Source organism: Picosynechococcus sp. PCC 73109, assembly GCF_001521855.1.
Lineage (GTDB): Bacteria > Cyanobacteriota > Cyanobacteriia > Cyanobacteriales > MRBY01 > MRBY01.
The window spans coordinates 529931-553897 of the sequence record NZ_CP013998.1 but is presented as its reverse complement, the minus strand read 5'-3'; the positions used below and the strand labels follow the sequence as shown (position 1 = coordinate 553897).

21 protein-coding genes, 1 tRNA gene and 1 other RNA gene are annotated in these 23967 nt (G+C 50.0%); 12 read left to right on the top strand and 11 right to left on the bottom strand.

Annotation, left to right across the window (positions count from 1 at the left end; all coding sequences use genetic code 11):
* Positions 1 to 5: 5 nt before the first annotated feature.
* Positions 6 to 2156 carry a DUF3769 domain-containing protein gene (locus AWQ23_RS02610; protein WP_232308950.1) on the bottom strand — a complete coding sequence of 717 codons (2151 nt, stop codon included), beginning with the start codon at positions 2154 to 2156 and terminating at the stop codon, positions 6 to 8.
* Positions 2157 to 2421: 265 nt separating this feature from the next.
* Between AWQ23_RS02610 and rplU the strand changes: the two genes are divergently transcribed.
* The 4 genes from rplU to rnpB all read left to right on the top strand — a co-directional run bounded on the left by rplU (position 2422) and on the right by rnpB (position 4298).
* Positions 2422 to 2769, top strand: a complete 348-nt coding sequence (gene rplU, locus AWQ23_RS02605; protein WP_030007101.1) for a 50S ribosomal protein L21 — start codon at positions 2422 to 2424, stop codon at positions 2767 to 2769.
* A 71-nt stretch (positions 2770 to 2840) separates the two neighbouring features.
* Positions 2841 to 3107 carry a 50S ribosomal protein L27 gene (gene rpmA, locus AWQ23_RS02600; protein WP_012306120.1) on the top strand — a complete coding sequence of 89 codons (267 nt, stop codon included), beginning with the start codon at positions 2841 to 2843 and terminating at the stop codon, positions 3105 to 3107.
* 143 nt (positions 3108 to 3250) lie between these two features.
* Positions 3251 to 3886 (top strand): bifunctional phosphoribosyl-AMP cyclohydrolase/phosphoribosyl-ATP diphosphatase HisIE, encoded by a 636-nt coding sequence (gene hisIE, locus AWQ23_RS02595; RefSeq protein ID WP_062432220.1) that lies wholly within the window; start codon positions 3251 to 3253, stop codon positions 3884 to 3886.
* 23 nt (positions 3887 to 3909) lie between these two features.
* Positions 3910 to 4298: RNase P RNA component class A (gene rnpB / locus AWQ23_RS02590), an RNA gene on the top strand.
* A gap of 22 nt (positions 4299 to 4320) precedes the next feature.
* On the opposite strand, the gene rpaB is transcribed toward rnpB, so the two are convergent.
* The gene (gene rpaB, locus AWQ23_RS02585) at positions 4321 to 5073 is read right to left on the bottom strand and encodes a response regulator transcription factor RpaB (RefSeq protein ID WP_030007099.1); all 753 of its coding nucleotides are present in this window, start codon (positions 5071 to 5073) and stop codon (positions 4321 to 4323) included.
* A gap of 209 nt (positions 5074 to 5282) precedes the next feature.
* On the opposite strand from rpaB, the gene truB reads away from it, so the two are divergent.
* Positions 5283 to 6173 carry a tRNA pseudouridine(55) synthase TruB gene (gene truB / locus AWQ23_RS02580; protein WP_232308949.1) on the top strand — a complete coding sequence of 297 codons (891 nt, stop codon included), beginning with the start codon at positions 5283 to 5285 and terminating at the stop codon, positions 6171 to 6173.
* Between the two features lie 104 nt (positions 6174 to 6277).
* Here truB and AWQ23_RS02575 read toward each other — a convergent pair.
* Positions 6278 to 6351: transfer RNA gene (locus AWQ23_RS02575), tRNA-Pro, on the bottom strand.
* A 135-nt stretch (positions 6352 to 6486) separates the two neighbouring features.
* Here AWQ23_RS02575 and AWQ23_RS02570 point away from each other — a divergent pair.
* The gene (locus AWQ23_RS02570; protein WP_062432214.1) at positions 6487 to 7704 is read left to right on the top strand and encodes a site-2 protease family protein; all 1218 of its coding nucleotides are present in this window, start codon (positions 6487 to 6489) and stop codon (positions 7702 to 7704) included.
* Between the two features lie 84 nt (positions 7705 to 7788).
* Positions 7789 to 8277, top strand: a complete 489-nt coding sequence (locus AWQ23_RS02565; protein WP_062432211.1) for a DUF1499 domain-containing protein — start codon at positions 7789 to 7791, stop codon at positions 8275 to 8277.
* A gap of 95 nt (positions 8278 to 8372) precedes the next feature.
* Here AWQ23_RS02565 and AWQ23_RS02560 read toward each other — a convergent pair whose 3' ends face one another.
* The 6 genes from AWQ23_RS02560 to AWQ23_RS02535 all read right to left on the bottom strand — a co-directional run bounded on the left by AWQ23_RS02560 (position 8373) and on the right by AWQ23_RS02535 (position 16587).
* The gene (locus tag AWQ23_RS02560) at positions 8373 to 10898 is read right to left on the bottom strand and encodes a glycogen/starch/alpha-glucan phosphorylase (RefSeq protein WP_062432207.1); all 2526 of its coding nucleotides are present in this window, start codon (positions 10896 to 10898) and stop codon (positions 8373 to 8375) included.
* 298 nt (positions 10899 to 11196) lie between these two features.
* Positions 11197 to 11409 (bottom strand): DUF2839 domain-containing protein, encoded by a 213-nt coding sequence (locus tag AWQ23_RS02555; protein WP_012306112.1) that lies wholly within the window; start codon positions 11407 to 11409, stop codon positions 11197 to 11199.
* Positions 11410 to 11518: 109 nt separating this feature from the next.
* Entirely contained in the window at positions 11519 to 12151 is a 633-nt protein-coding gene (locus AWQ23_RS02550; RefSeq protein WP_012306111.1) for a VWA domain-containing protein, read from the bottom strand.
* Positions 12152 to 12321: 170 nt separating this feature from the next.
* Entirely contained in the window at positions 12322 to 13428 is a 1107-nt protein-coding gene (locus tag AWQ23_RS02545) for a N2,N2-dimethylguanosine tRNA methyltransferase (protein ID WP_062432204.1), read from the bottom strand.
* Between the two features lie 8 nt (positions 13429 to 13436).
* A complete protein-coding gene (locus AWQ23_RS02540; protein ID WP_045441984.1) occupies positions 13437 to 14897 on the bottom strand; it encodes a pitrilysin family protein in 1461 nt (486 codons plus the stop codon).
* A gap of 85 nt (positions 14898 to 14982) precedes the next feature.
* The gene (locus tag AWQ23_RS02535; protein WP_062432201.1) at positions 14983 to 16587 is read right to left on the bottom strand and encodes an Hsp70 family protein; all 1605 of its coding nucleotides are present in this window, start codon (positions 16585 to 16587) and stop codon (positions 14983 to 14985) included.
* A 152-nt stretch (positions 16588 to 16739) separates the two neighbouring features.
* Between AWQ23_RS02535 and AWQ23_RS02530 the strand changes: the two genes are divergently transcribed.
* A complete protein-coding gene (locus tag AWQ23_RS02530) occupies positions 16740 to 17603 on the top strand; it encodes a TlyA family RNA methyltransferase (RefSeq protein ID WP_062432198.1) in 864 nt (287 codons plus the stop codon).
* Positions 17604 to 17612: 9 nt separating this feature from the next.
* Here AWQ23_RS02530 and AWQ23_RS02525 read toward each other — a convergent pair whose 3' ends face one another.
* Both AWQ23_RS02525 and AWQ23_RS02520 read right to left on the bottom strand, forming a co-directional pair.
* The gene (locus AWQ23_RS02525; protein ID WP_083500740.1) at positions 17613 to 17966 is read right to left on the bottom strand and encodes an FHA domain-containing protein; all 354 of its coding nucleotides are present in this window, start codon (positions 17964 to 17966) and stop codon (positions 17613 to 17615) included.
* A gap of 411 nt (positions 17967 to 18377) precedes the next feature.
* Positions 18378 to 18692, bottom strand: coding sequence for a P-II family nitrogen regulator (locus AWQ23_RS02520; RefSeq protein WP_012306104.1), 315 nt, complete (start codon positions 18690 to 18692; stop codon positions 18378 to 18380).
* 687 nt (positions 18693 to 19379) lie between these two features.
* On the opposite strand from AWQ23_RS02520, the gene AWQ23_RS02510 reads away from it, so the two are divergent.
* The 4 genes from AWQ23_RS02510 (at position 19380) to AWQ23_RS02495 (ending at position 23954) form a co-directional block, all read left to right on the top strand.
* The gene (locus tag AWQ23_RS02510; RefSeq protein ID WP_062432195.1) at positions 19380 to 19622 is read left to right on the top strand and encodes a hypothetical protein; all 243 of its coding nucleotides are present in this window, start codon (positions 19380 to 19382) and stop codon (positions 19620 to 19622) included.
* 363 nt (positions 19623 to 19985) lie between these two features.
* On the top strand, positions 19986 to 21098 hold the full coding sequence (locus tag AWQ23_RS02505) for a sodium-dependent bicarbonate transport family permease (RefSeq protein WP_062432192.1): 1113 nt from the start codon (positions 19986 to 19988) through the stop codon (positions 21096 to 21098).
* A 381-nt stretch (positions 21099 to 21479) separates the two neighbouring features.
* A complete protein-coding gene (locus AWQ23_RS02500) occupies positions 21480 to 22931 on the top strand; it encodes a circularly permuted type 2 ATP-grasp protein (protein WP_062432189.1) in 1452 nt (483 codons plus the stop codon).
* 72 nt (positions 22932 to 23003) lie between these two features.
* The gene (locus AWQ23_RS02495; protein ID WP_030007086.1) at positions 23004 to 23954 is read left to right on the top strand and encodes an alpha-E domain-containing protein; all 951 of its coding nucleotides are present in this window, start codon (positions 23004 to 23006) and stop codon (positions 23952 to 23954) included.
* Positions 23955 to 23967: the final 13 nt, after the last annotated feature.

Sequence of the window (23967 nt, the reverse complement as noted above, 5' to 3'; positions counted from 1 at the left end):
TTTCGTTAAGGTGTGACCCCATCGCTGACGGGCCGAATTTCTTCGTTGGTAAACGGATCTGTGGAGCCGTTCCAATTAAAACTATTGATCGTGATATTCACCGAACCAATTTCAAGGACGGGATTGTAGCGCAATAGCACACCGTGGGTCCGTCGACTATATTCAAGGAAATAATCGGTGCTAATCGCTTCTTCGCTGTCGAGGTTGATCGCCGTCTGGAAACCCACCCGAAAGGGGCCATAAAGTTGTTGGGTCAGGCCGAATTCGAGGGTACGTTGGTCAACGGCCCGGTCAAAGAGAAACGGCGATAGTTCATCACTGAGGACGCTATTGGTGTAGCTCAGATTAAAACCCGTATAGTCGAAACTGTTCCCGGCAAAGCGGCCAAATTGTCCTTCGATGCCGATTTTTCCCCGGAGGGAATTTTGGCGATCGCCATTGCTGTAAACCCCCGCTACCCCCTGTAACCCCGTCACCAGAGAAACATAGGGAACAATGGGCCTCGGACTGTACCGTAAGCCTTCAAAGCGAGTTGGCGGCAGTGGTTCACCGCTCCAGAGAGGAAAACGATGGTCGAGGTTAAAGGAGCCTTGGTAACGGGTGAGGTTCACTTGGTCTTCGCTGACCCCAGGTTCCAATAAGTCTGGGCGGTCGGTATCGGCTTCGATATTCTGCACGCTGGCCTGAAAATCCACCTCAAAGCCGGAATCTCCCAAAATATAGCGCGGCGATCGCAGCACAATGCCAAAACTCCGCTGTACTCGCTGGAAGCCGAGGGAACCATTAAAAAGGCGATCGCGGTAGTTAAATTCCTGACTAAGGCGAAAGGGATTATCTAAATTACCAAGCTGTTGTTCTAGGCGAAAATTCAACTCGAGTTTATCTTCAAAATTATCCAGCTTGAGATTCTCTAAGGAACCCCGTGCCGCAAATGACACCCGTGGATTAAACCGATAGTCAAACTCACTGGTCACCGCAAACACCCCAGGGGCCAAGATTTCCCCTGCATCATCATCGTTGGTTTCTGCGAGGATCGTATCCGGGAACCAAGCCTTCTGGAGGAGGTATTGGGGGGTCACTGTCCAGCGACCCTGGGCACTGCGATAAAGGGAAAATCGCCGCTGCAGAAATAAACCGCCTTTTTCCTCATCATCAAATCCAAAGGATACCTGGCTAAAAATCCCCTCGGATTCGCCAAAGCGAAAGGTACGCGGAAATACAGGTAAAGAAACGTTGTTATCAATGACGAGGCGGGTCTTGGTGGTGACGAGCTCGTCGTTAAATTCGTCTACTTTTTGGTAAGTGGCCGTGTCTGCCACCAACTGCAGTTCCGGTGGCGAAAAAGGATCATTGGTAATGCTGATATTTTTAGCTTCCCAGCGATCGCCGACAAATTCCACCGATTCAGCTTGGAAACGCACCCGATTAATGACGTTCGTCTGGGTATCAATGTCACGGGTGCCAATGTCACGCCCACTGCCCAGGACAAAACTAATCCCTTCTTCGCCCATGACCTCTGTGGCTGGTTGATTGAGCAAAAGCCGTTCGTTTAAAAGCACGGCTGGATTGCTACTGACCCCAAAACGTGTGGGTCGCACTCCCAAGTCTTGGTTTAAGGTCGTTTGGGAAATTTCCCCTTCTGCCTGTTGGATCTGGCCGCGATTTTGTACAAAGAAATAGGTAAATTGTTCACCCCGTAAAATCTGTTGTCCCCGACGTAGGGCGACATCTCCCCTGGCGATCGCCAATTTGCTGTTGAGATTAATCTGGAGTTGGTCGGCGCTGAGAACGGCTTCCTGAAAGCGGACAATCACATTCCCCATGGCTGTCACCACCTGGGTTTGCTCGTTATATTCCTGGCGATCGCTGATTACTTCAAGCACCGCTGGCGGAGTAGGAACTGCCTCGACATCTGTCGCCCCCTCGGTTGGATTTGCTTCTAAGGAAAATTGTTGCTGCTGACCCGTACGGTCTTGGATTTGAATTTCGCCATAGTTCATTTCCCCTTCCAGCTCAATTTCCTGGGCCTCTACTCCCCCCGGTAATTGCGCCATCGGTGAGCCTTGGCCCGTCTGCATCAACGGCTCTGCCACCACAGGCATCACAGCACAATTCAATGTACAAAGGACGGCGATCGCAGACATAACAGTACTCACCTGCAAAGGAAATTACACAAAATCTATCCTAATCCCTAAATTCAGCACCACACGTAATTTTATTTTTTTTGGAAGTTATTTTGTAATGTGCCAGGATTTGACGAAACCCACAAATTAAATCTATATTAGATGATTGTGTCTTTATATCCTGCTCGGATCAGGTGACACAGTAAAAATGCGATCGCCAGCCTTAACTTTGTGAAGCAAACAGACTTAAGCGCGATTGCTACCTGTACGGCAACCCTATAGAAAAATTACTATTTTTATGAGCTACGCAATTATTGAAACCGGCGGCAAGCAGGTTCGTGTTGAGCCCGGTCGTTTCTACGATATCGAAAGACTCGATGTGGACATCGATGGCAACCACACCATTGATAAAGTGCTTTTGATCAGCGATGACAATGGCGTCACTGTCGGTCAACCCTACATCGACGGCGCAACCGTTGAAGGGACTGTTGTTGATCAGCGCCGGGCTAAGAAAGTGCTGGTTTACAAAATGCTGCCCAAGAAGAAAACCCGTAAAAAGCGCGGTCATCGTCAATATTTCACCCGCTTCATGATCGATAGCATCAAAGTTGGTGGCAATGTTGTTGCGGCCAAAGCAGACGCCTAAATCCCCCCAACAGTCAGCAATAGTTCACTGTTACAATAAATCCCTAGATTTCTAGCAACTGGAGAATCCCAATGGCACATAAGAAAGGTACTGGTAGTACGAGAAACGGCCGCGACTCCCGCGCCCAAAGACTCGGTGTAAAACGCTATGGTGGCCAAACCGTGACCACTGGCAGCATCCTCGTCCGTCAACGGGGCACCAAAGTTCACCCCGGCAATAATGTTGGTCGTGGTGGCGATGACACCTTGTTTGCCCTTGTCGATGGCATCGTTAAGTTCGAGCACTACAAGCGTGGCCGCCGTAAGGTCAGTGTTTACCCCGCAGATGCTTCTGCCTAAGTTTTTTTAGCAAAGGTTTCTGAGGAATTGGGGAACAAAACCCCACCGTTTATACTAGGAAAGCTCAATAATTGGGCTTTCTTTTTTATTGGCATTCATTGCCCCAATTAGTCGTTATTTTTTAGAGATTGGAGATCGTCAAAATGAGTTTACGTGGTGCTATCCCACTGGATCAGGTGCGTTTCAATGAGCAGGGATTGGTGCCGGCGATCGCCCAAGATTATCTTGATGGCACTGTGCTGATGTTGGCCTGGATGAACCAAACATCCCTAGAAAAAACCATGGACACGGGAGAAGCTTGGTATTGGAGTCGTTCCCGCCAAGAGCTATGGCACAAAGGGGCCACCTCCGGACACATTCAAAAGGTACAATCCCTCCGCTATGATTGCGATAGTGATGCGATTTTAATGTCCATTGAGCAGATTGGTGATATTGCTTGCCACACGGGGGAACGGAGCTGTTTCCACCAACTGGATCACAGTAAATCTGCACCCCCAGCGGATACCCTCTCAGAAGTTTTTAACGTCATCCGCGATCGCCGGGACAATCCCCAAGTGGGTTCCTATACCAATAGCCTCTTTGAAGCAGGGGATAATAAAATCCTCAAAAAAATTGGTGAAGAAGCCGCCGAAGTGGTGATGGCCTGCAAAGACGATGACAAAGACGACATCGCCGGGGAAGTGGCCGATCTGTTTTATCACTCCCTCGTGGCGATCGCCCACCATGGCGTAGAACTGCGGGACGTCTACAAAAAGCTCCAAGATAGACGCCGGAAATAAAATACCGCTACACTGACCAGTAGGAGAGTTAGCGCGGCAGTTGCAGGGTTGACCTTGAGATCAGCTCTGAGGAAAGTCCGGGCTCCCCAAAGACCAAACTTGCTGGGTAACGCCCAGTGCGCGTGAGCGTGAGGATAGTGCCACAGAAACATACCGCCGAAGATTAGCATTAGGTTCGCCTAAGCTATCTGGTAAGGGTGCAAAGGTGCGGTAAGAGCGCACCAGCAGTATCGTGAGATGCTGGCTCGGTAAACCCCGGTTGGGAGCAAGGACGGCGGGATGATGGTTGGTCTTTTTCCGATCCCATAATTTGGAGTGCCGCTGGAGGTGGCTGGTAACAGTCATCCTAGATAGATAACTGCCCTTTTGCGCTGCAAGAGAACAGAACCCGGCTTATGTCTAACTCTCCTGAGCTTTTTTTAAAATCAACTCCACTACGATGCCGCCATAGAAGAAGATACATTCGCGGCGATCGCCACCGGTAGTTTCCGAAACAGATAGCCTGTGCCCCGTTCTGTGATGATAAATTCTGGCTGGCGTGGATCCTGCTCAATCTTCGAGCGCAGGCGTGATACATGGACATCCACCACCCGCAAATCACTGTGGCGGCGGGGCACATAACCCCAGATTGCCGTCAAAATATCCGTGCGGCTTAGGGGTTGTCCCGCTTGGTTCACGAGCAATTCCAGCAAATTAAATTCAATGTGGGTTAACCGCAGGGGCTTATTATTTTGGGTCACCTTGCGGCGATTCGTATCAATCACTAGGTTGGCCGTCCGTAAAATTCCCGCTTCTTCCGTGGGGGGCAGCGTTTTTTGGGTGCGCCGCAAAATACACTGGATCCGCACCTCCAATTCCTTGGGCGAAAATGGTTTGATCAAATAATCATCGGCCCCAAAGCGCAATCCCGTAATCCGGTCGGCCACATCCCCAAGGGCCGTCAACATGATGATCGGTGTACTAGATTCGCGGCGAATTTCTTGGCAGACGTAATACCCATCGCGCTTGGGCATCATCACATCCAAAATGACTAAATCGGGATCTTCACGCCAAAAAATGTCGAGGGCTTCATCACCATCAGCAGCAGTGATAATGTCGTAGCCAATCATGGATAAACGAGTTTGTAAGATACGACGTACGGCGATTTCGTCATCGACTACGAGGATGGTTGCCTTGTTGTCTACCACGATGGACGGGACTCCTTGTTGCAACGGTGGGATTTCTTAGAAATGATTCTTTACATTTCGTTACAAGAAGTATAGCAAGATCCTTTTTGTCGTGCCAAGCCAAGATAGGGCAAAATACAAAGGCTCATTGTCATTGGTGACGGAAAAAAGGGGGCCATTTGAATCAGCAACGGACAGGATCAGCCTTTAGCGGGTGGGGCTTTATTAACTTGCAAAAACCGGCTGGCTGGACTTCCCATGATTGTGTTGGGAAACTGCGGCGGCTCCTGGGCCTCAAAAAAATTGGCCATGGTGGCACCCTCGATCCGATGGCCACGGGGGTTTTGCCTGTTGCGGTGGGTAAGGCAACGCGTCTTTTGCAATATTTGCCGAAACAAAAAAGTTATCAAGGGATTGTCCGCTTTGGGGTCAAGACAACCACGGATGACCTAGAAGGGGAAGTAATTACCCAAAAAGCTTGTAGCGCCTTAACTTTGGCGGAGATTCAACGGGTTTTACCGGACTTTTTCGGTACTATCACCCAAATTCCCCCAGCCTTTAGCGCGATCCAGCGGGATGGTAAACGCTTATATGAGTTGGCTCGCCAAGGGATCGCCGTAGATGTACCTAGTCGTCAGGTGGAAATTTACGACTTGCAAATTAAGGCGTGGCAGCCGGGGGATTTTCCAGAACTGACCCTGGAAATTTGCTGTGGAGAAGGGACTTACATCCGGGCGATCGCCCGGGATCTCGGTGAACGGTTGGGGGTCGGGGCCACCTTAGCGGGTTTAACGCGGACTCGCAGTGGCGGTTTTGACCTAGAGGAGAGTATTAGCCTAGAAGACATTGCCGCCCAGCGGGAAACGGGAGTATTTGCTTGCCTCGCGCCGAGTCAAGCTTTGGCCCATTTGCCAGCCGTCGTTCTGAATGAAGCCCAAGTAACCCAGTGGAGTTATGGGCAAAAAATTAGTTGGGATGTGGCCTTGGCTGATCCCCTGGGGGAACCTCTGGCTGTCCATGACCAGGCCCATAACTGTCTCGGTGTGGGTGAGTTTCGTCCCAGTAAAGATAATCCGCATGAACGGGTTTTGGCGGGGCGAGTAGTCTTAATCGGTCGCTAGGCGATCGCCTGTGATTTCTTTTCCCAAAAACGATTTCCAGAAACGAAAAAAACCTCCGGATTATCCAGAAGTCTTTCGAGGGTGATGATTAGATTTTCTTAGTATCGGAACGGCGGGATTTGAACCCACGACCCCCACTACCCCAAAGTGGTGCGCTACCAAGCTGCGCTACGTCCCGTTTTGTCAACAGTGTTACATTATAGAGGGCGTTTTAGGAAATGGCAAGGGCTTTTTTGAAAAAAAAGGCGATCGCCCAAAGTTGCTATGATCACAGTGACCCTCACCATCGTCGCCAATTGGTCTTGTGCGTGCTATGCAAAAAAACTGGCAAGTGGGATCGCTGTTTGGGATTCCGTTATATCTAGATCGCTCTTGGTTTGTAATTTTAGTTCTCATCACGGCGGTGGATGCCAATGACGTCCTCGGACAGGGGTTTGTGCAATCTCCCCTAGTGGCTGTGGGGCTGGGTTTTGCCATGGCTTTACTGTTGTTTGGCTCCGTATTACTCCACGAATTGGGCCATAGCCTCGTGGCTAAATCCCAGGGAATCAGCGTCAAATCAATCACCCTCTTTCTCTTTGGGGGGGTAGCCTCCATCGACCGCGAGTCCCAAACCCCCTTAGCGGCCTTTGCGGTGGCGATCGCCGGGCCATTGGTGAGTTTTACGTTATTTGGTTTGTTTTGGGTACTGTGGCAATATGCGCCCCTCGGCGGCGCGGGTACTTTTTTGGTGCGGGATCTGGCCCGGTTAAATTTGGTCTTGGCGCTGTTTAACCTAATTCCGGGGCTGCCTTTGGATGGAGGGCAAATGTTTAAGGCCATCGTCTGGCAATGGACGGGCGATCGCCTCAAGGGAATTCGTTATGCCGCTGCCAGTGGAAAATTATTAGGCACAGTGGCGATCGCCTTTGGGCTGTTGGCGGTGTTGTTGGTCGGTGAATTGGGGGGATTATGGTTGGCGCTGATTGGCTGGTTTGTGTTGCGCAATGCCGATGCCTACGAACGCTTGAGCGATCTCCAAAATCTTCTTTTGACCCTGACCGCCGAAACAGCCATGGGCCGAGAATTTCGGGTGGTCAATGCCCATTTGTCTCTACGGGAATTTGCTGAACAGTACCTTGTGCTGTCGCCCCATCCCACTCGCCCCACCTATGCTAGTTCCGAAGGTCGCTACCGGGGCCTAATTCGACCCAAAAGCCTCCACCGCCTCGAGCGTAGCCAGTGGGATCAGTTGGAACTCATGGCGATCGCCATCCCCCTAGACAAAATTCCTTCCGTCACTGAACAGGACAACCTCGCCACGGTGATCTGTGCCCTCGAAACCCTCGAAGAACCCTTTATCACCGTCCTCTCTCCGGCGGGGGCTGTGGCGGGGATCATCGACCGCGCGCAAATCGTCCAGGCGATCGCCAAGGAATACAACATCAACTTGCCCGCCCAGGAACTCCAACGGATTCGCAGTGAGCGGGTCTATCCCAATGGTTTTCCCCTAGTGGAAATCGCCCAACAACTGCAACCCTCTGAAAGTTGAAAGATCAACGCAATGACCATGAACCCAACGGTATGCACGGATTTTGTCTAGCATAGAGGATGTTGTTTTAAAAATTCTTCTAAGATGCTGAGCCGTTTTTTGATTCTTTGCCTTGCTCTCTGCCTCTGGGCTGTATCGCCACTGCCAAGTTTTGCTGCTTCCCCCTTTGCCGGCGAACGACCAACGGATTTAGGCGTCGAAGCCGGACACCTCGCGCCCTGTCCTAGTACGCCTAATTGTGTGGTAAGCCAGGACGGTGATGGGGAACATCAAATTGCGCCGATTACCTACGCCGGCGATCGCCAACAAGCCTACCAAGCCGTTGTTCAGGTTCTCGGAGTTGTCCCCCGCACAGAAATCATCACCCAAACAGAAAATTATCTCCGGGCCGAATCTCGCAGTCGTTTATTCGGCTTTGTGGATGATGTGGAATTTTACTTCCCCGAAACAGAACCAGTGATTCAAATGCGCTCAGCCTCCCGCCTTGGGGAATCAGACCTGGGCGTTAACCGTCGCCGCCTCGAACAAATTCGCCTCGCCCTCCAGGATTTAGGCATTGCCCAAAATTCTTAATGTGAGCACGAAAAAAGTGGGCCGCCATCGTGACCCACTTGCTTGCTTAGACGATTTTTTCAGTTGCCATCGAACAGGCGATCGCCGTTAAAAATCTACAGCTTGACTGAAACAGGTTTAGCACACCAGATTTCTTTGACATATTCATCAATGGTGCGGTCAGAAGAAAATCTGCCTACCCGCGCCGCATTTAGGATCGACATCCGTGTCCACCGTTCCGTCTCTGTATAGGCATTAGCCACATCCTGTTGACGTTCAACGTAGGATTCATAATCCGCCAACAACACATATTGATCGTTGTACAACAGAGAATCCACAATCGGTTTAAACATCTCCGTGTCCCCATGGGAGAAATCACCACGGGCAATCCGGTCAATGACGCCTTTGAGTTCCACATTATTGTTGTAATAATGCAGCGGGTCATAGCCGCTGGCCTTGAGATGGGAAACTTCTTCCGCCGTGAGACCAAAGAGGAAGAAATTATCGGCTCCCACTTCCTCACGAATTTCGATATTTGCTCCGTCCAACGTCCCAATGGTCAGAGCGCCATTCATCGCAAACTTCATATTGCCAGTCCCAGAGGCTTCTTTTCCAGCGGTAGAAATTTGTTCCGAGAGGTCTGCTGCTGGATAGATTTTCTGGCCGAGGGAGACATTAAAGTTCTCCATAAAGACCACCTTGAGGCGATTGTGGGTATCGGGATCATTATTGACCACTTCTGCCACAGCATTCACCAATTTAATGATCAATTTCGCCATGAAATAGCCTGGTGCAGCCTTACCACCAAAGATCATCGTCCGGGGCACCATATTGATCGCCGGATTATGCTTAATGCGATTGTAGAGAGTGATGATAAACAACACATCCAGCAATTGGCGTTTGTATTCGTGGATGCGCTTCACTTGGATATCGAAAATCGAATCCGGATTAATTTCGATACCGTTGTGATGCTCAATGTAGCTGGCCAGCTTGACTTTATTTTGATGCTTGATTTCGCGCCACTGACGACGGAACTCTGGATCATCTACAAATTCTTCGATGCGTTGCACCTGTTCTAGGTTTTTGATCCAGCCGGTGCCAATTTTGCTAGAAATCAGATTTGCAAGTTTGGGATTGCACTGGCGAATCCAACGACGGGGGGTGACGCCATTGGTCTTGTTGTAGAATTTCTCCGGCCAGATGCGGGCAAATCCCTTCAGGGTGTCGGATTTCAACAATTCCGTGTGGAGGGCGGCGACCCCGTTAATCGCATGGCTACCGACGCAGGCCAGGTTCGCCATCCGGATCGATTTTTGGGGATATTCCTCGATGATGGACAGCTCTTGAATGAGAGCATCGAGATCATCGTGGTCGGCGTACCAGGTTTTGAGATTTTCAATAAACCGGAAGTTAATTTCGTAAATGATCTCTAGGTGACGGGGTAGTAGCTGCTCGAACATCTCCACGGGCCAACGCTCAAGGGCTTCGGGCATTAGGGTGTGGTTGGTGTAAGCGAGGGTTTTTTGGGTGATGTACCAAGCCCGATCCCAGGGGAGACTATGTTCATCAATGAAGAGGCGCATCAACTCGGCAACGGCGATCGCCGGATGGGTATCGTTGAGTTGAACGGTGTAGAAATCGAAGAAATTATCCAGATTGGGCTGTTTCTTCAGGTGCGCCCGGATCATATCTTGCAAGGAAGCGGACACAAAGAAAAATTGTTGTTCTAGGCGCAGTTGACGTCCCTGGGGGGTGTTGTCGTTGGGATAGAGCACCTTAGAAATATTTTCCGAAGAAATCTGGTTGGCGACCGCTCCGTCATAATCCCCGGCATTAAAGGCCTCGAAGTTAAAGCCTTCATCTTCCGCTGCCATCGCACTCCAAAGACGGAGAACATTAACAGTATTGTTGCTATAGCCCGGAACTGGGGTATCGTAGGGCACTGCTTTAACGCGGCGGGCTGGTACCCAGACAGCACAGGGGTAACCCTTATCGCAGTGGTAAATCTCAGTGTGGCCCCCAAAGGGAATTTCCAGGGCCTCAGCTTGGCGACAAATTTCCCAAGGATTACCGTTACGGAGCCATTTATCGGGCACTTCCACTTGCCAACCGTTGCGGATGTATTGGTGGAAAATACCAAATTCATAGCGAATCCCGTAACCAATGGCTGGAATTTCGAGACAGGCAAGGGAATCTAAAAAGCAAGCGGCGAGACGACCCAGGCCGCCATTCCCTAAACCAGGATCAACTTCTTCTTCGAGAATATCTTCGAGTTTGATGTTGCTTTCGGCGAGCATTTCGGCGACGGTTTCGTAGATCCCAAGGCTAATGAGGTTGTTGCCGAGGTACCGTCCCATCAAAAATTCTGCGGAAAGGTAGCAAACCGTTTTTGCACCCGTGTTGAGGTAAGTTTGCTCGGTTTGTTTCCACCGTTCTAAAAGGCGATCGCGGACAACATTTGCAAGCGCAACGTAATAATCGCGTTGTTGGGCCGCATCTTTATCACTTCCGGCGGAATAGAAAAGGTGATCGAAAAACGCACGGCGGAGACTTTCTTTGTCCATCCCCGTGCGATCGCCATTCCCCCCAAGGGAAGGGAGGCCATGGGAATTAGTCGCAGAGGTAGAAGGTTGTGTTTGCACAGTAAGTTATCACTCCTAACAAAATAAACGAGGGTCGCGGGTTTGTAGCATTGCAGTGGTAGGGACGTTCCCGTAGTCTGACAACGCGCATGATTCAGTCAATGATTTTAGTTAATGGTCAATGGTGAAAATTTCTGTACTGCTACGGCCCACCGTTGTACTGCTATTTTGCAGTCTGTCCTCATAATCATGCAAAAGAATCGTTAATAGAACATGACATTATCAGGACTTATGAATTTCTTTAGCGAAAGATGTCGAAATGTTCTGGAGAACGGATGTTGTAAAGCGTCCTTTGCTTTTAGTCAACGGCCCACCAACCGAAGCCAGGGCCAATGATTCGCACGGTAAGCCACAGTACAACCATGAGACCAATGCCAATCCAGGCACCTTTGGTGGTCAGATTATAAGCTTGTTCTGCTTGGGTTTTGGTGAGGGGTAACCAGGGGTAAATGCGCTGTTCTTTACCATAGTTTTCCCCCATGGATTTCTTGCGGCGCTTTGCTTCTCCCATTGTTTTTTTGTCCTAACTGTTTGAATGGCTTGCATTGTGGGTACTGCGATCGCCATCATATCAAAGTGGCCCTCGGCGATCGCCCTTATGGCAACCAATTTAAAGCAACTTAATCAATTAAGGCCTTTAGCAGCACTTCCGGGAGAGACATGGCCGTCATTTCATCGATGGTGATGGTATCGACAATATCAAACTTCGCCCCGGCCTGACCTAGTTGATCATCGAGGGCTTTGAGATAGGCCTTAGCCTTACGGTCTTGGCCCACTTGAATCAGCGAGATCCCGATTTCTTCATCCCGCTCAATTTTATTGGCGGCATCGATAATCACCCGCATCACGGCTTTACTATCGTCCGGCTCCCCATCGGTAATCACCAAAAATGTTTCACCGTTGGGTTTGGCTTCCCCTCGTTCTTTCCGTTGGAAATAGTTATCGAGGGCATCTTGCAAAACTGCCGCCAAGTCCGTCCGTCCCATGGGCTCATTTTCAGCGTAAACTTGGGTCACTTTATCGGCAGTGACATTGTCGTAACGCCGGAATCGCCCTGAAAACAAGTAGACCGTAATGCCATCGGGGTCAATTTTTTCGCAGGTTTGGGCAAGGGCAAGGGTAGAGTCTTGGGCTGCATCCCAGCGGGTTTTGTCAGAGGTGGGCAGATCGCAGGTGTACATGCTGCCACTTTTATCGATGATGAGGGTATAGTCGCGATTTTCGACTAAAGAAATTTCTGCAAGATCTACCATGGGCCTTCTCCGTCACAGGTGGGGTTTTGGGGTTCCCCCTGCTTTAGCCTAGCGAATTTCTCCAGAAAAAACGGGCTCAGTAACAATAGTTTTTGGACATTTCACAACAAATAAAGTTTGGGTGACATCCTCCCGACACTGAGTTAAAGATTACAAGGTTAAACGGCAATTTAAGATGCGCCTAACTGGGTGGCGATCGCCTTAATTTTTTCCATTGGCGCATCGGTTTTCAGCGCTTGGGGATTAATGTGGGTGCGACTGGCTTGGAAACCTTGTGCCTGGAGACTGTTCAGTAGCGAATCTAGTTTTGGCAGATCGATTTTGGCCCGGGCACCAATCTCTTTTAACGGGAAAAAATAGGGGGGTAAATCATTTTCTAAGGCCATCGTTTCTAGAACCTTGACCACATCCTGCCAGTGCCAGCGTTGGGCGATCGCTAACATTTGCCGTAAATAATCCGGGTGGTGCAGCTTGCCTAACCACATCGGGCCACTGAGGGTTAAGGGCAAATCGTCATGGGCACAGGTCGCCTGGGAGAGTTTACGCCATGTCGGTAGGCCATAGGTACCGCAGTGGTGACAATAGCCGAGGAAGCCGTAGTTTGTCTCCGTGAGGGTAGGTTTACGGGTCAAACGGGCCATAATCCGGCAAGTATCTCCCCAAAACAACGAAAAAATTGGCTCAATGCCGAAATTTCGCTGGGCTGCCTGTTGGGCGAGGCTCCCTAGCAAGAGCCGTAGGCCCTGTTCCTGAACGGCAGGATGCGATCGCCCATAGGCCCCATATTGCCGTAAGGCCCGTTGCGGTTCTCGGCCACTGTAGGTTCGACCATCGGTGCTAGTCAGGTACATCAATCCGCCCAGGGTCGTGACGGTGAGGGCATCCTGGACGAAGGCTGACCCAGAGCCAAAGGCATCAAAATCAACCAGATCATAGCGATCGCCCATTAAAGACCGTTCCAAACAAAGCTGCCGCAGGGAAAGCACACTAATGCACCGTTGGGCCGCGGGAATTCGCCGCAAATTCGTGGTCAATGTCTCCAGGAGATCTGGGTTTCCTTCATTGGCCCAGACCCAATCGGCTTGGGCTTCTTGGTAGTACCGGAGCGATCGCACCCCCGTCGCTGATAGGCCATCTAGAACCCGCAATTGCCCTTGATTTTGCCGATAGACTGCCGCCGCTAATACCCCTAAATCTCGCACAATGCGGCTGTGGGCCCGGTAGAATCCCCCATCTACCTGAAATTGTATCGACCGCTCTTCAACCAGTTGCACCACAACGCCACCTACTCAGGGATGGTGATGTCAACAGGTTTAATCGTCTCAAACAGACTGCTTAGGGGAGGATCCATGGCGGCGGCATTGCCCACCACCAACACCGTTAGTTGTTCCGGTTTGAGGTAGGTTTGGGCCACCCGTTGCACATCTTCAATGGTGGTTGCTTCCACTTCCCGTTGGTACTGGAAAATAAAATCTTCCGGGTAGCCATAGTACTCGTAGCGCATGAGGCGAGACAGGGTTTGACCTGGATCTTCAAAATTAAAGACAAAGGAATTCAGAATCGAATCCTTGGCATAGGCGAGTTCGGCGGGGGTAATCAGTTCCGTTTGTAGTCGCTTGATTTCCCCTTTCATGGCCGTGATAAAGGGCACCGTCGCCTCGGTACGGGTCGATCCCCCGGCGATAAATTGACCGTCGTAGTCATAACGGGGACTCCACACGCCATATACAGAATAGGCGAGGCCCTGGCGGGAGCGAATTTCGTTAAAAAGCCGCCCCCCAAAGCCATTAATCACACCATTCATCACAGAGAGTTCTGGATAATCAGGGTTACTCAATTGTCCCCCCTGGTGGCCGATCAAAATGCTGCTTTGGGTCAGTTGGGATTGATCAACGAGGAAAGCGCCACTTTGGGCGGGTTGGGTGACAGCGGGTGGAGCAAGGTCAGGACTGGGACTGGGGTTACGCCAGGGGCCGAATTTAGCGGCAATTTTTGCTTTGGTGGCTTCTACGTCGATGTCACCGACAATGCCGAGGATCATTTGGTCAGGGCGGATATAGCTGCGGTAGAAGTTAAATAAATCGACCCGGTCAATGTTATCGAGGGTGGCATATTCGACGGTGCGGGCGTAGGGACTATCGGCACCGTAAATCAGTTTGTCAAATTCCCGGGCGGCGATCGCATCGGGTTCATCGTTACGGCGGGCAATACCTCCGGCGGTTTGTCGTTTCGCGAGATCGAGTTTGTCCTGGGGGAAAGCAGGTTGCTGGAGCACTTCGGCAAACAGATCAAAGACGAGTGCAAAATCTTCCTTGAGGGCACTAAAAGAAGCACTGCCAGAAGCTTCCCCGATGCTGGTCTCAATGCTGGCGGCCCGTTGTTCAAGGATGTTATTTAAGGTGTCAGCGGGATGTTTGAGGGTGCCCCCACTGCGCATCACAGTGCCCGTAATACTGCCGAGGCCCACTTTGTCGGCGGGTTCCAGGCGGGAGCCAGTGCGAATGACCATAGATCCCCCCACCAAGGGCAGCGTGTGATCTTCCATGAGATAGACCACCATCCCGTTTTCTAGTTCGTAGCGTTCGTAATCGGGGAGGGTGATTTCGGGTAGGGGAGGAAATTCTAACTCACTGTAATCTTTGGGGGTAAGGGCGATCGCCGGACTCGGGAGCAGTTGCACCGTCACTAAACCGACAAAAAATAAAGTCCAACCGCGTCGGTATAATTTCGAGACCAGGAGACGCATCTTCTTGAGTTGGGGATTTTTCATCGATTTTGTGAGATTGAAGGGCTTCTATGGATTTTAGCAGGGCTGTCCTGGGGATGGGCAGCTAACTCAGCTCGGCAACTTTTTGGTTTTCAATGAGGGTGACATTGCGCAGTAGATCCTCGACGGTGACCCGCAAGGTGCGATCGCCATCGACGAGGAATTGCAACTTAATGCGGTCGGTGCCGGGATAGCCCACGGGATCCAGTTTGGCAATGGTGCGGGCGCCCTCCCGGTCATTGAGGGGTTTAACGTTGGTTTGGTTGGCTCCCAGTTGTTGGGTGACCAGGCGATCGCCATCAAAATAAACCTCCGTGCCGCTGCTTTGTTCTCCCAGTTCGCCAACGATTAGTTCAATGCTGGGCTGTTGATCCATCGATGCCCCTAGGGTGATTTCCAGCGGTTCCGTCATCGGGTAGGGCTGGCCTTGGTTAATAATCGGTTGCCAATCGTGGCGGTTATGGCGGCGATTCCAGTAGCGGATGCCGTAGCTGTGGTAGAGAAAATCTTTGAGTTCAAATCCCTGGGCCAACTGCAACGCCCCCCAGGCGATCGCCCCAAAGGGATTATCTCGTTTAATTTTTTCCGGGGGGAAATAACCCTCTAACCAGCTTTGCACTAGGGGAATTTGGCTCGTGCCTCCAACTAGGAGCACCGCTTCGATGTCCTCTTTGCCGACGCCGTTACGGCGGGCCTGTTGCAAGACCTGGGCCAGCAAATCATCGAGTTGGGCAAGGAAGCCTTGATTTTCTAAAATCTCCTCAAAGGCCGACCGAGCCAGGCTTAACTCATAGCTTTCAAAGGTTTGGTCGTTGTAATAAATCTCCGTTGCCTTCGTCTTTTGGGACAAGGCAATTTTCAACCGTTCAACTAAGCGTAAACTCAGGGCATCCTGGGGCAAATTTTGTTGGGTCTGGAAATGTTCAAAAAGCCAATTATCTAAATCGGAACCACCGAGATTTTTACCTGCTTTCGCCAGCACTTTTGCGGTTTTGATCTTTTGGGTTTTGCTATCGGCGAAGGATTTACGCCCCCACTTCAAAATAAAGCCCGTCGGTTTACTTTGGCCCTGGGCCAGGTTGAGATCCACAAGGGAAAAGTCTACGGTTCCTCCCCCAAAATCCACCACGAGAACTCTTTTTAAATCTTCAGCCAAGGCTCCATAGCCCAAGGCGGCGGCGGTGGGTTCGTCCAAAAGCTGAATTTTTTCGAGTTCTGGCAACTGCTCACAAAGCCGACTCAGCCAACTCCGGTAGGCTTCAAAACTATCGACTGGCACGGTTAAAACGAGGCTATCAAGGGTTTCTCCCTGGGCCTTGAGTTGGGCAAAAATACCGTTGAGGAAATATTCCCCCATTTTTTCAAAGGTGATTTTTTCGCCATCTAGTTCCGGTAAAAAACCTTGGATTGCGGTGCCAATGCCCCGTTTAAAGTTACAGAAATAGCGGGGATCGGGGGCGCGATCTAAACCGCGATCGCCAATGGCTTGACCGATAACGACTTTTTGGTCGGCGGCATTTTCAATGTACAAAAGGCTGGGGATCAGCGGTGGATTCGGGGAAATGCGTTGGGAAAGACCCTGGAGTGGGAGAATTTCTGGGGCTCTTTTGGCGGCATTCCACCGGGTCACTAGGGTATTGCTCGTCCCAAAATCCACTGCGATCGCCATAATGATTTCGTGATTTTCTTGAAAGCTAAACTGGACAATTTTTGTATTGTATCGAGTTCGACGGTTTCCGGTCGCCCTGACCCAATCATTCCCGAAAGCACCAGACACCCAGTAGACTAAAACAGCAGCGGTGGCATTGGGGAAGAAAAACTTTGGCCAAACAACGATTAGACCTCCTGTTGGTGGAGCGTAAACTGTGCGAGTCTCGGCAACAGGCCCAACGGGTAATCCGGGCCGGAGAAGTCAAAGTAAAACAGCAGATTGTGGATAAACCAGGCACTTTAGTTCCTGCGGATGTGGACATTGAAGTCCAGGCGAAACCGCCCTTTGTGTCCCGGGGAGGCGAAAAACTAGCCAAGGCGATCGCCCACTTTCAAATCACAGTTAAAGATCGCATTTGTTTAGATGGAGGAATTTCCACCGGTGGCTTTACCGACTGCCTCTTACAAGCCGGTGCCCAACAGGTTTATGGCATTGATGTGGGCTATGGCCAAGTCGCCTGGAAGATCCGCCAAGATCCACGGCTGATCCTCCGGGAGCGCACCAATTTTCGCCATCTGATCCCAGGCGATCTCTACCCAGAAGGCACAAAAAAGCCGACCCTAGGGGTGATGGACTTATCTTTTATTTCCTTGACGAAGGTTTTGCCTACCCTCTGGAGTCTTCTGGATGAGCCGAAGGAAGTGATCCTGTTGGTCAAGCCTCAGTTTGAAGTGGGACGCGCCCAGGTAGGAAAAAATGGCGTTGTTCGCGATCCCCAGGCCCAGGCCCAAGCGATCTTTTCGGTACTAGAAGCCGCCCAAAAACTCGGTTGGCACTCCCAAGGGCTGACCTATTCGCCGATCACTGGCCCCGCCGGAAATGTGGAATATCTGCTGTGGTTAAGTACAGATACTCCCCAAATTGACCTCGATTTAGAGGCCCTAAAACAGCTCACCAAAACGGCGATCGCCACCCTCAGCAAGCCAGCGAATCCGGACGGATCGACGGCGGCAAATATTACCGAACAAATTTAAGATTACGCATTAGAATTGCGCGAAGGTTTCCCGGGACGGATCTGGGTTAGAGGACTTTTTCAAGCGTTGTTCCTTGCTTGCCGCTTCCCCTTCACTGAGTTGTTTCCCTTGGATGCGCACAAGAATTTTTGGCCCAGAGGTTGCCAAACGGAAAATCAGACCATCCTTAGCCACACATTGCTCGACCCGTTGATCCTCTATATAAGTACCGTTGGTGCCGAGATTAACAATTGACCACTCTTCCCCCTCCAATCGCAGTTCAACATGGTGGCGAGAAACGACTGCACTGTAGAGAACCACATCATTATCGGTTGAACGGCCAATACTGATCGTGGTTTCGGTCTCAAAAGACCAATTTTGCATCGGAGTAGCTTGGATGGGATGAAGTAAGGTCAGAATAATCACGGATTAACAAGGGTTTGCGGATGGGGCACGGCACTAGAAAAAACGAAACTTTTAGAGATGCGGCTCGTGAAATAAAGACTTTTGACCCTATTTTACCCTTAAGGGTAGTCGAACTTACCGATTAGATTATCTTTCCTCGCCCAAGATGATCTCAGAAAATTTGATGTCCGTAACACTGATGAGATCAAGAAAATCAAAGAAGAAACACCACACTTGATCCTTGACATTAAAAAACCCCCTACGGTTGTGTGGAGCACTGCTGCTATCCGTCGCTGTAGAGGGCTTGATTGTGGTGATGACGTTTGATGAGGGAACGACTAGCTGTGACTGACAGGGTTTTCTGCAATATTCAGCACTTGGGAAGTTAGCCTAAAATTTGTGCGCGTACAGTACCTCCGCGTCGCAGATGTAAGTGATCCCTGAATAGTCATCGAAAAACTGGGCGGCAACCTCATCCGAAATCTTTAGAGCCATCTCTCGACTAGCGGTCAGTACCTCAATTTTTACATTCGAGGAAGTGTCAGAGACGTTGGGCTGTCCCGATGAGCGCACGTTGCGGCTCCCTTTACCGCCGGCGGGCACCACCGTGTAACCTGTTGCTCCAACACCATCGATAATTTTGGCGATTTTTTTGAGTAATAATTTTTCCGTAACGATGACGAGCTTAATGGCTTGCTGAGTCATGGGGGGTTCCTCTTGACGCGTGATGTATGGCGAGTCGAAAAAAATTGTCGCTTTTCTATTAAAAATATGGGTTGCGACAATCAAAGACAAGACTCTATGGTTTTGTCTTAAACCATATCTTTAAGTCTATGCCAAAGGATACCCTCTATTGGAAAGGATTGATTTAGATTAATCGAAGCATTTTATAAAAAACGCTTATCCCTTTAGCGCCGCGATCGCCTTTTAATCACTGGTTTTAACGCTGTTTGCAATGGAACCCGTCAAATCCTAATTCATCGTCTAACGACAAGCCAGCCCTTGAGAATCACCCTCGTCACAGCAGATATTTTTCTAACGGATGTTGGCCTCGTAAGTTGATCTAATCCACGGATACAGATCTAGGAAAGTTACGCATAGCATGGCCATTTAGATTCGATTCATAAGCTTGGGTTATCAAAAGATTCAGCAAGTTTAAGGCGATTTTTGACAAAAAAGGCCACTTGTTGACCCGGCATTGTATAGACTAAAAAACATGGCATTCACTCAATCCATAGGCTTATTTCTATGGATTGGGCTTACTCAACTATTTAAAAAATTCAACTTAAAGTCGCCATGGATATTGCATTGGTGGTTGTTGGCTACGTTCTCTGTTTTAAACGGGCACGTGATTGTTCGGAAATACATACAAACAGCATGGAGTAAAAAGCAATGAAAAAATTTGACGCGAGACCATCGCAACCCACCTTAAATGCAGATGAGGGGTGGGTAGTGCAAGTGTATGGTAGTGACCGCCGCTTACTTTGCGTTTTAGAGCCTTCCCACGGTTGGATGTTTTTGATCGGTTGTGGGGTTGGTTTACTGCTTTCTGTTATCTGGGTGAACATCGCCCCTTACAGTCCCCCTTTAGAAAGTTCTGCACCTGAACAGTCTCCTGCTTTGCAAGTGGACTGAATTCTCCCCTTGGAGGTACTCAATACAGCGAGAAGTAAATCAAGGGATTGTTTGGTTGCACGAACAATAGGCGATCGCCATTTACTTAAACACCATTCACCTTAACTAGGAGCAATGAAGACAATAGAAAAGAAAAACTTATGAATCAAATTTGACATTGCGTATCAAATTGATGCTAAAAATTGAGATTTTCAGGATAGACTTAAGCACATAGAAATTTGGGTATTGATAGAGCCAAATCTATAAAAGCCCAATAACAGATTTTCGCATCGTACCCGCGCTGTAGGTGTAAAGCCCTGCAGCCTTACCTATTCAAAGCTCACAATTACCGCTCTTCATGGGAGGAAGCGGAAGGAGGTATTCGTGGATTTTTTGTCCGATTTTTTGACGAAATTTGGGTCGCAGTTGCAGTCCCCAACGCTCGGCTTTTTAATTGGCGGTATTGTCATTGCTGCCTTCGGTAGCCGACTTACAATCCCCGATGCAGTGTATAAGTTCATCGTTTTTATGCTGCTCATCAAAGTCGGTTTGAGCGGCGGTATTGCGATTCGTAATGCCAATATCACGGAGATGCTCTTGCCTGCGTTATTTGCTGTACTCATGGGCATTCTGATCGTTTTTATTGGGCGTTTTACCTTAGCGAAACTGCCAGGTATTAGGACCGTAGATGCAGTGGCAACTGCCGGCTTGTTTGGGGCAGTGAGTGGTTCGACCCTTGCTGCTGGAATCACGGTTATGGAAGGGCAAGGTGTTTTCTACGAACCTTGGGCAGCGGCACTTTATCCTTTTATGGATATTCCCGCCCTGGTGACAGCGATTGTTGTAGCCAGTCTTTATAAGAGCAAGCAGCGCGAGGTTGAAGCCGATGATTTCAGCAAACAACCCGTTGCCGCTGGTGAATATTCTGGTGAACCCGTTTATCCCACCACGAGGCAGGAATATCTGGGTCAAAAGCGTGGTAAGGCTACTAATCGGGTTGAAATTTGGCCCATTGTTAAGGAAAGTCTCCAGGGTTCTGCCCTATCAGCATTGTTGCTCGGTCTTGCTCTCGGTTTGTTGACTCGGCCAGAAAGTGTCTTTGAAAGTTTCTATGAGCCCCTCTTCCGTGGCTTCCTTTCGATTTTGATGCTGGTGATGGGGATGGAAGCTTGGTCTAGGCTTGGGGAGCTGCGCAAAGTTGCTCAATGGTACGCTGTCTATGCGTTTTTTGCGCCGCTACTCCATGGGTTTATTGCCTTTGGTCTCGGCATGATCGCCCACTATGCTACGGGGTTCAGTCCTGGTGGTGTTGCCCTCTTAGCGATTATTGCGGCGTCTAGTTCGGACATCTCCGGGCCACCTACTTTACGGGCTGGGATTCCGTCTGCTAATCCTTCTGCTTACATCGGTTCGTCTACGGCCATCGGTACTCCTGTGGCGATCGCCATCGGCATACCACTTTTTATCGGCCTTGCCCAAGCAACCATGGGTGGCTGATCTAAAATCAGTCATCGTCAAATAATCCAGAATTTCGATCAAGGTCTGCATTGTCTCCGGTCAATCGTCGGGCGATCGCAAAAAATAAACACTAGCAAGTCGAGGTTTAGCCTCGGCTTTTTTTGTTGCAGGGGTCAAAGTTTTGGCTTCAGAGGAGATTCCACTAGGGTTTAAGCGAGCGAGAAGGGTGTCTTTTGGGAAGCTTGATTTTTGTGAAGTCTTTGGTAGCTGTATGACTTGTTACAGCTTCAGTCGCTCAATGCTTGATACATCTAGCTAGCTGGGACGATTGAAGCACAGAAGGCAGTGGTCTGTTTGGCGATCGCCTGAACTGTAGCTTGATCTTTGGCCCCACTTCACAGCAGGTTCGAGGGTAATGGCATGGTAAATAGTCTAGAAGGTTACAACCCCGGAGATTTTTATGATGAGCTTTTTGCGGATCAGGGGATACCACGACCAGCCGCAGCGGCATTGATTCAGCATATTGGCAAGTTCCCCCTCAACGTCCTGGAACAACAACAAAAATCTGCGCAAAATATGTTGTTCAAGTTGGGCGTGACCTTCAATGTTTACAGCGATAACCAGGGGACGGAGCGGATTTTTCCCTTTGATGTGATTCCCCGGATTATTGCCCAGACGGAGTGGGATTGGCTCGAAAAGGGCTTACAACAGCGCATTGAAGCGTTAAATCATTTCCTTGACGATATTTACAATGAACAGCGCATTATCAAGGATCAAGTGATTCCGCGCCATGTGGTGGAATCGGCGTCGGGCTACCTAAAACCCTGCATCGGCCTCAAACCCCCCAAGGGCAAATGGTGTCACATTACGGGTACTGATTTGGTGCGCGATCGCCAGGGTCAATGGTACGTCCTCGAAGATAACCTCCGCTGTCCGTCCGGGGTCTCCTACGTTCTCGAAAATCGTCGGGTAATGAAAAGTCTTTTTCCGAGCTTTTTTAATACCCTAAAGATTCAACCCGTCGATGACTATCCGGGGCAACTGCTAAATCTGTTGATGAATTTGGCCCCCGATCACATTGCCGATCCCTGCGTTGTGGTGCTGACACCGGGCATTTACAACTCTGCCTATTTTGAACATTCTTACCTCGCCCAGCAAATGGGGTGTGAGTTGGTCGAAGGCCGCGATCTGGTCGTGGTGGATGGTTATTTACAGATGCGCACCACCAAGGGATTGCAACGGATTGATGTGATTTATCGGCGCATTGATGATGACTTTTTAGATCCGTTTGTTTTTCGCTCGGATTCGGTGCTTGGGGTGCCGGGCCTGATGGAAGTCTACCGCCAAGGACGGGTGGCGATCGCCAACGCGCCAGGAACAGGGATCGCCGATGACAAAATGGTTTACGGCTACGTTCCCCAGATGATCCGCTACTACCTTGGCGAAGACCAAATTTTGCCCAATGTCGAGACTTATTTTTGTGAAGATCCCCAGCAGCAATCCCATGTGTTGAACCATTTAGACGAGCTTGTGGTGAAAGCCACCGATGCCTCCGGGGGCTATGGGATGTTGGTCGGCCCCCACGCCAGCCCCACCGAACGGGAACAATTTAAGGGCTATATCAAAGCTAACCCCAGAAAATATATCGCCCAACCCACATTGTGTTTATCGCGAGTCCCGACCCTAATTGATGGCACCTTTGTCGGCTGCCATGTGGATCTGCGGCCCTTTATTCTCAACGGTGGCGATCGCACCTATGTTAACCCCGGTGGCCTGACCCGTGTCGCCCTCAAACAAGGCTCCCTAGTCGTCAACTCATCCCAAGGGGGCGGCAGCAAAGATACCTGGGTGATTAATACCAAGGCCGCCTAAAAAAATTACGCCAAACTGCAAACTCCCTACTACACCCTATCCCTAAGCAAATTCGAGGAGTAAAGATCCACCATGTTGAGTCGTGTTGCTGATTCTATTTATTGGCTCAATCGTTACGTCGAACGGGCCGAAAATGTCGCTCGCTTTGTGGAGGTCAATTTAACCCTCCTGCTAGATACGACAACCACCACCAACTATTGGCAAGCCCTGATCACCACCACAGGAGATTCTGCTCTATTCCGCGAGTCCTATGGCGAAGCCACCAGCGAAAATGTCCTGCAATTTTTAACCTTTGATCAGAACTACCCCAGTTCAATTGTGTCCTGTCTCAAACGGGCGCGGGAAAATGCCCACGCTGTCCGGGCCAATATTTCTTCTGAAATGTGGGAACAGCTCAACGAGCTTTATCACACAGTACAACGGGCCGCGAGTCAGCCCATGACCCTAGAGGAGCGTTATCAATTTTATCCTGCCATTCGCATGGGGAGTCATCTGTTTGCGGGCATTATGGAAGCGACAATGTCCCACAATGAAGGCTGGCACTTTGGCCAGTTAGGGCGTCTCCTGGAGCGGGCAGATAAAACAGCGCGAATCCTTGATGTGAAATACTTTATCCTCTTGCCTTCTTTGCAGGATGTAGGGAGTCCTTTAGATAATTTGCAGTGGATTGCCCTGCTCAAATCTGCCAGTGCCTACGAGATGTACCGCAAACGCCAACATCGGATTACCCCAGAGAATGTAGCCGCCTTTTTGATCTTGGATGCACAGTTTCCCCGGTCGATTTGTTTTTCGTTGCTCGAAGCCCAAAAATCTCTCCATTGCATTGCCGGGACTCCCGTTGGAAGCTGGAGTTGCTCTAGTGAGCGTTCCCTTGGTCGCCTCTGTTCTGCGTTGGACTACATGACGATGGATGAAATTTTTGACCAGGGCCTCCATGAATTTCTTGACGATCTCCAGAGTAAATTGAATCGCGTTGGTCAGGATATTTATGAAGATTTCATCGCTGTCCCCCTGGCGGTTTAGTTTGAATTGACTG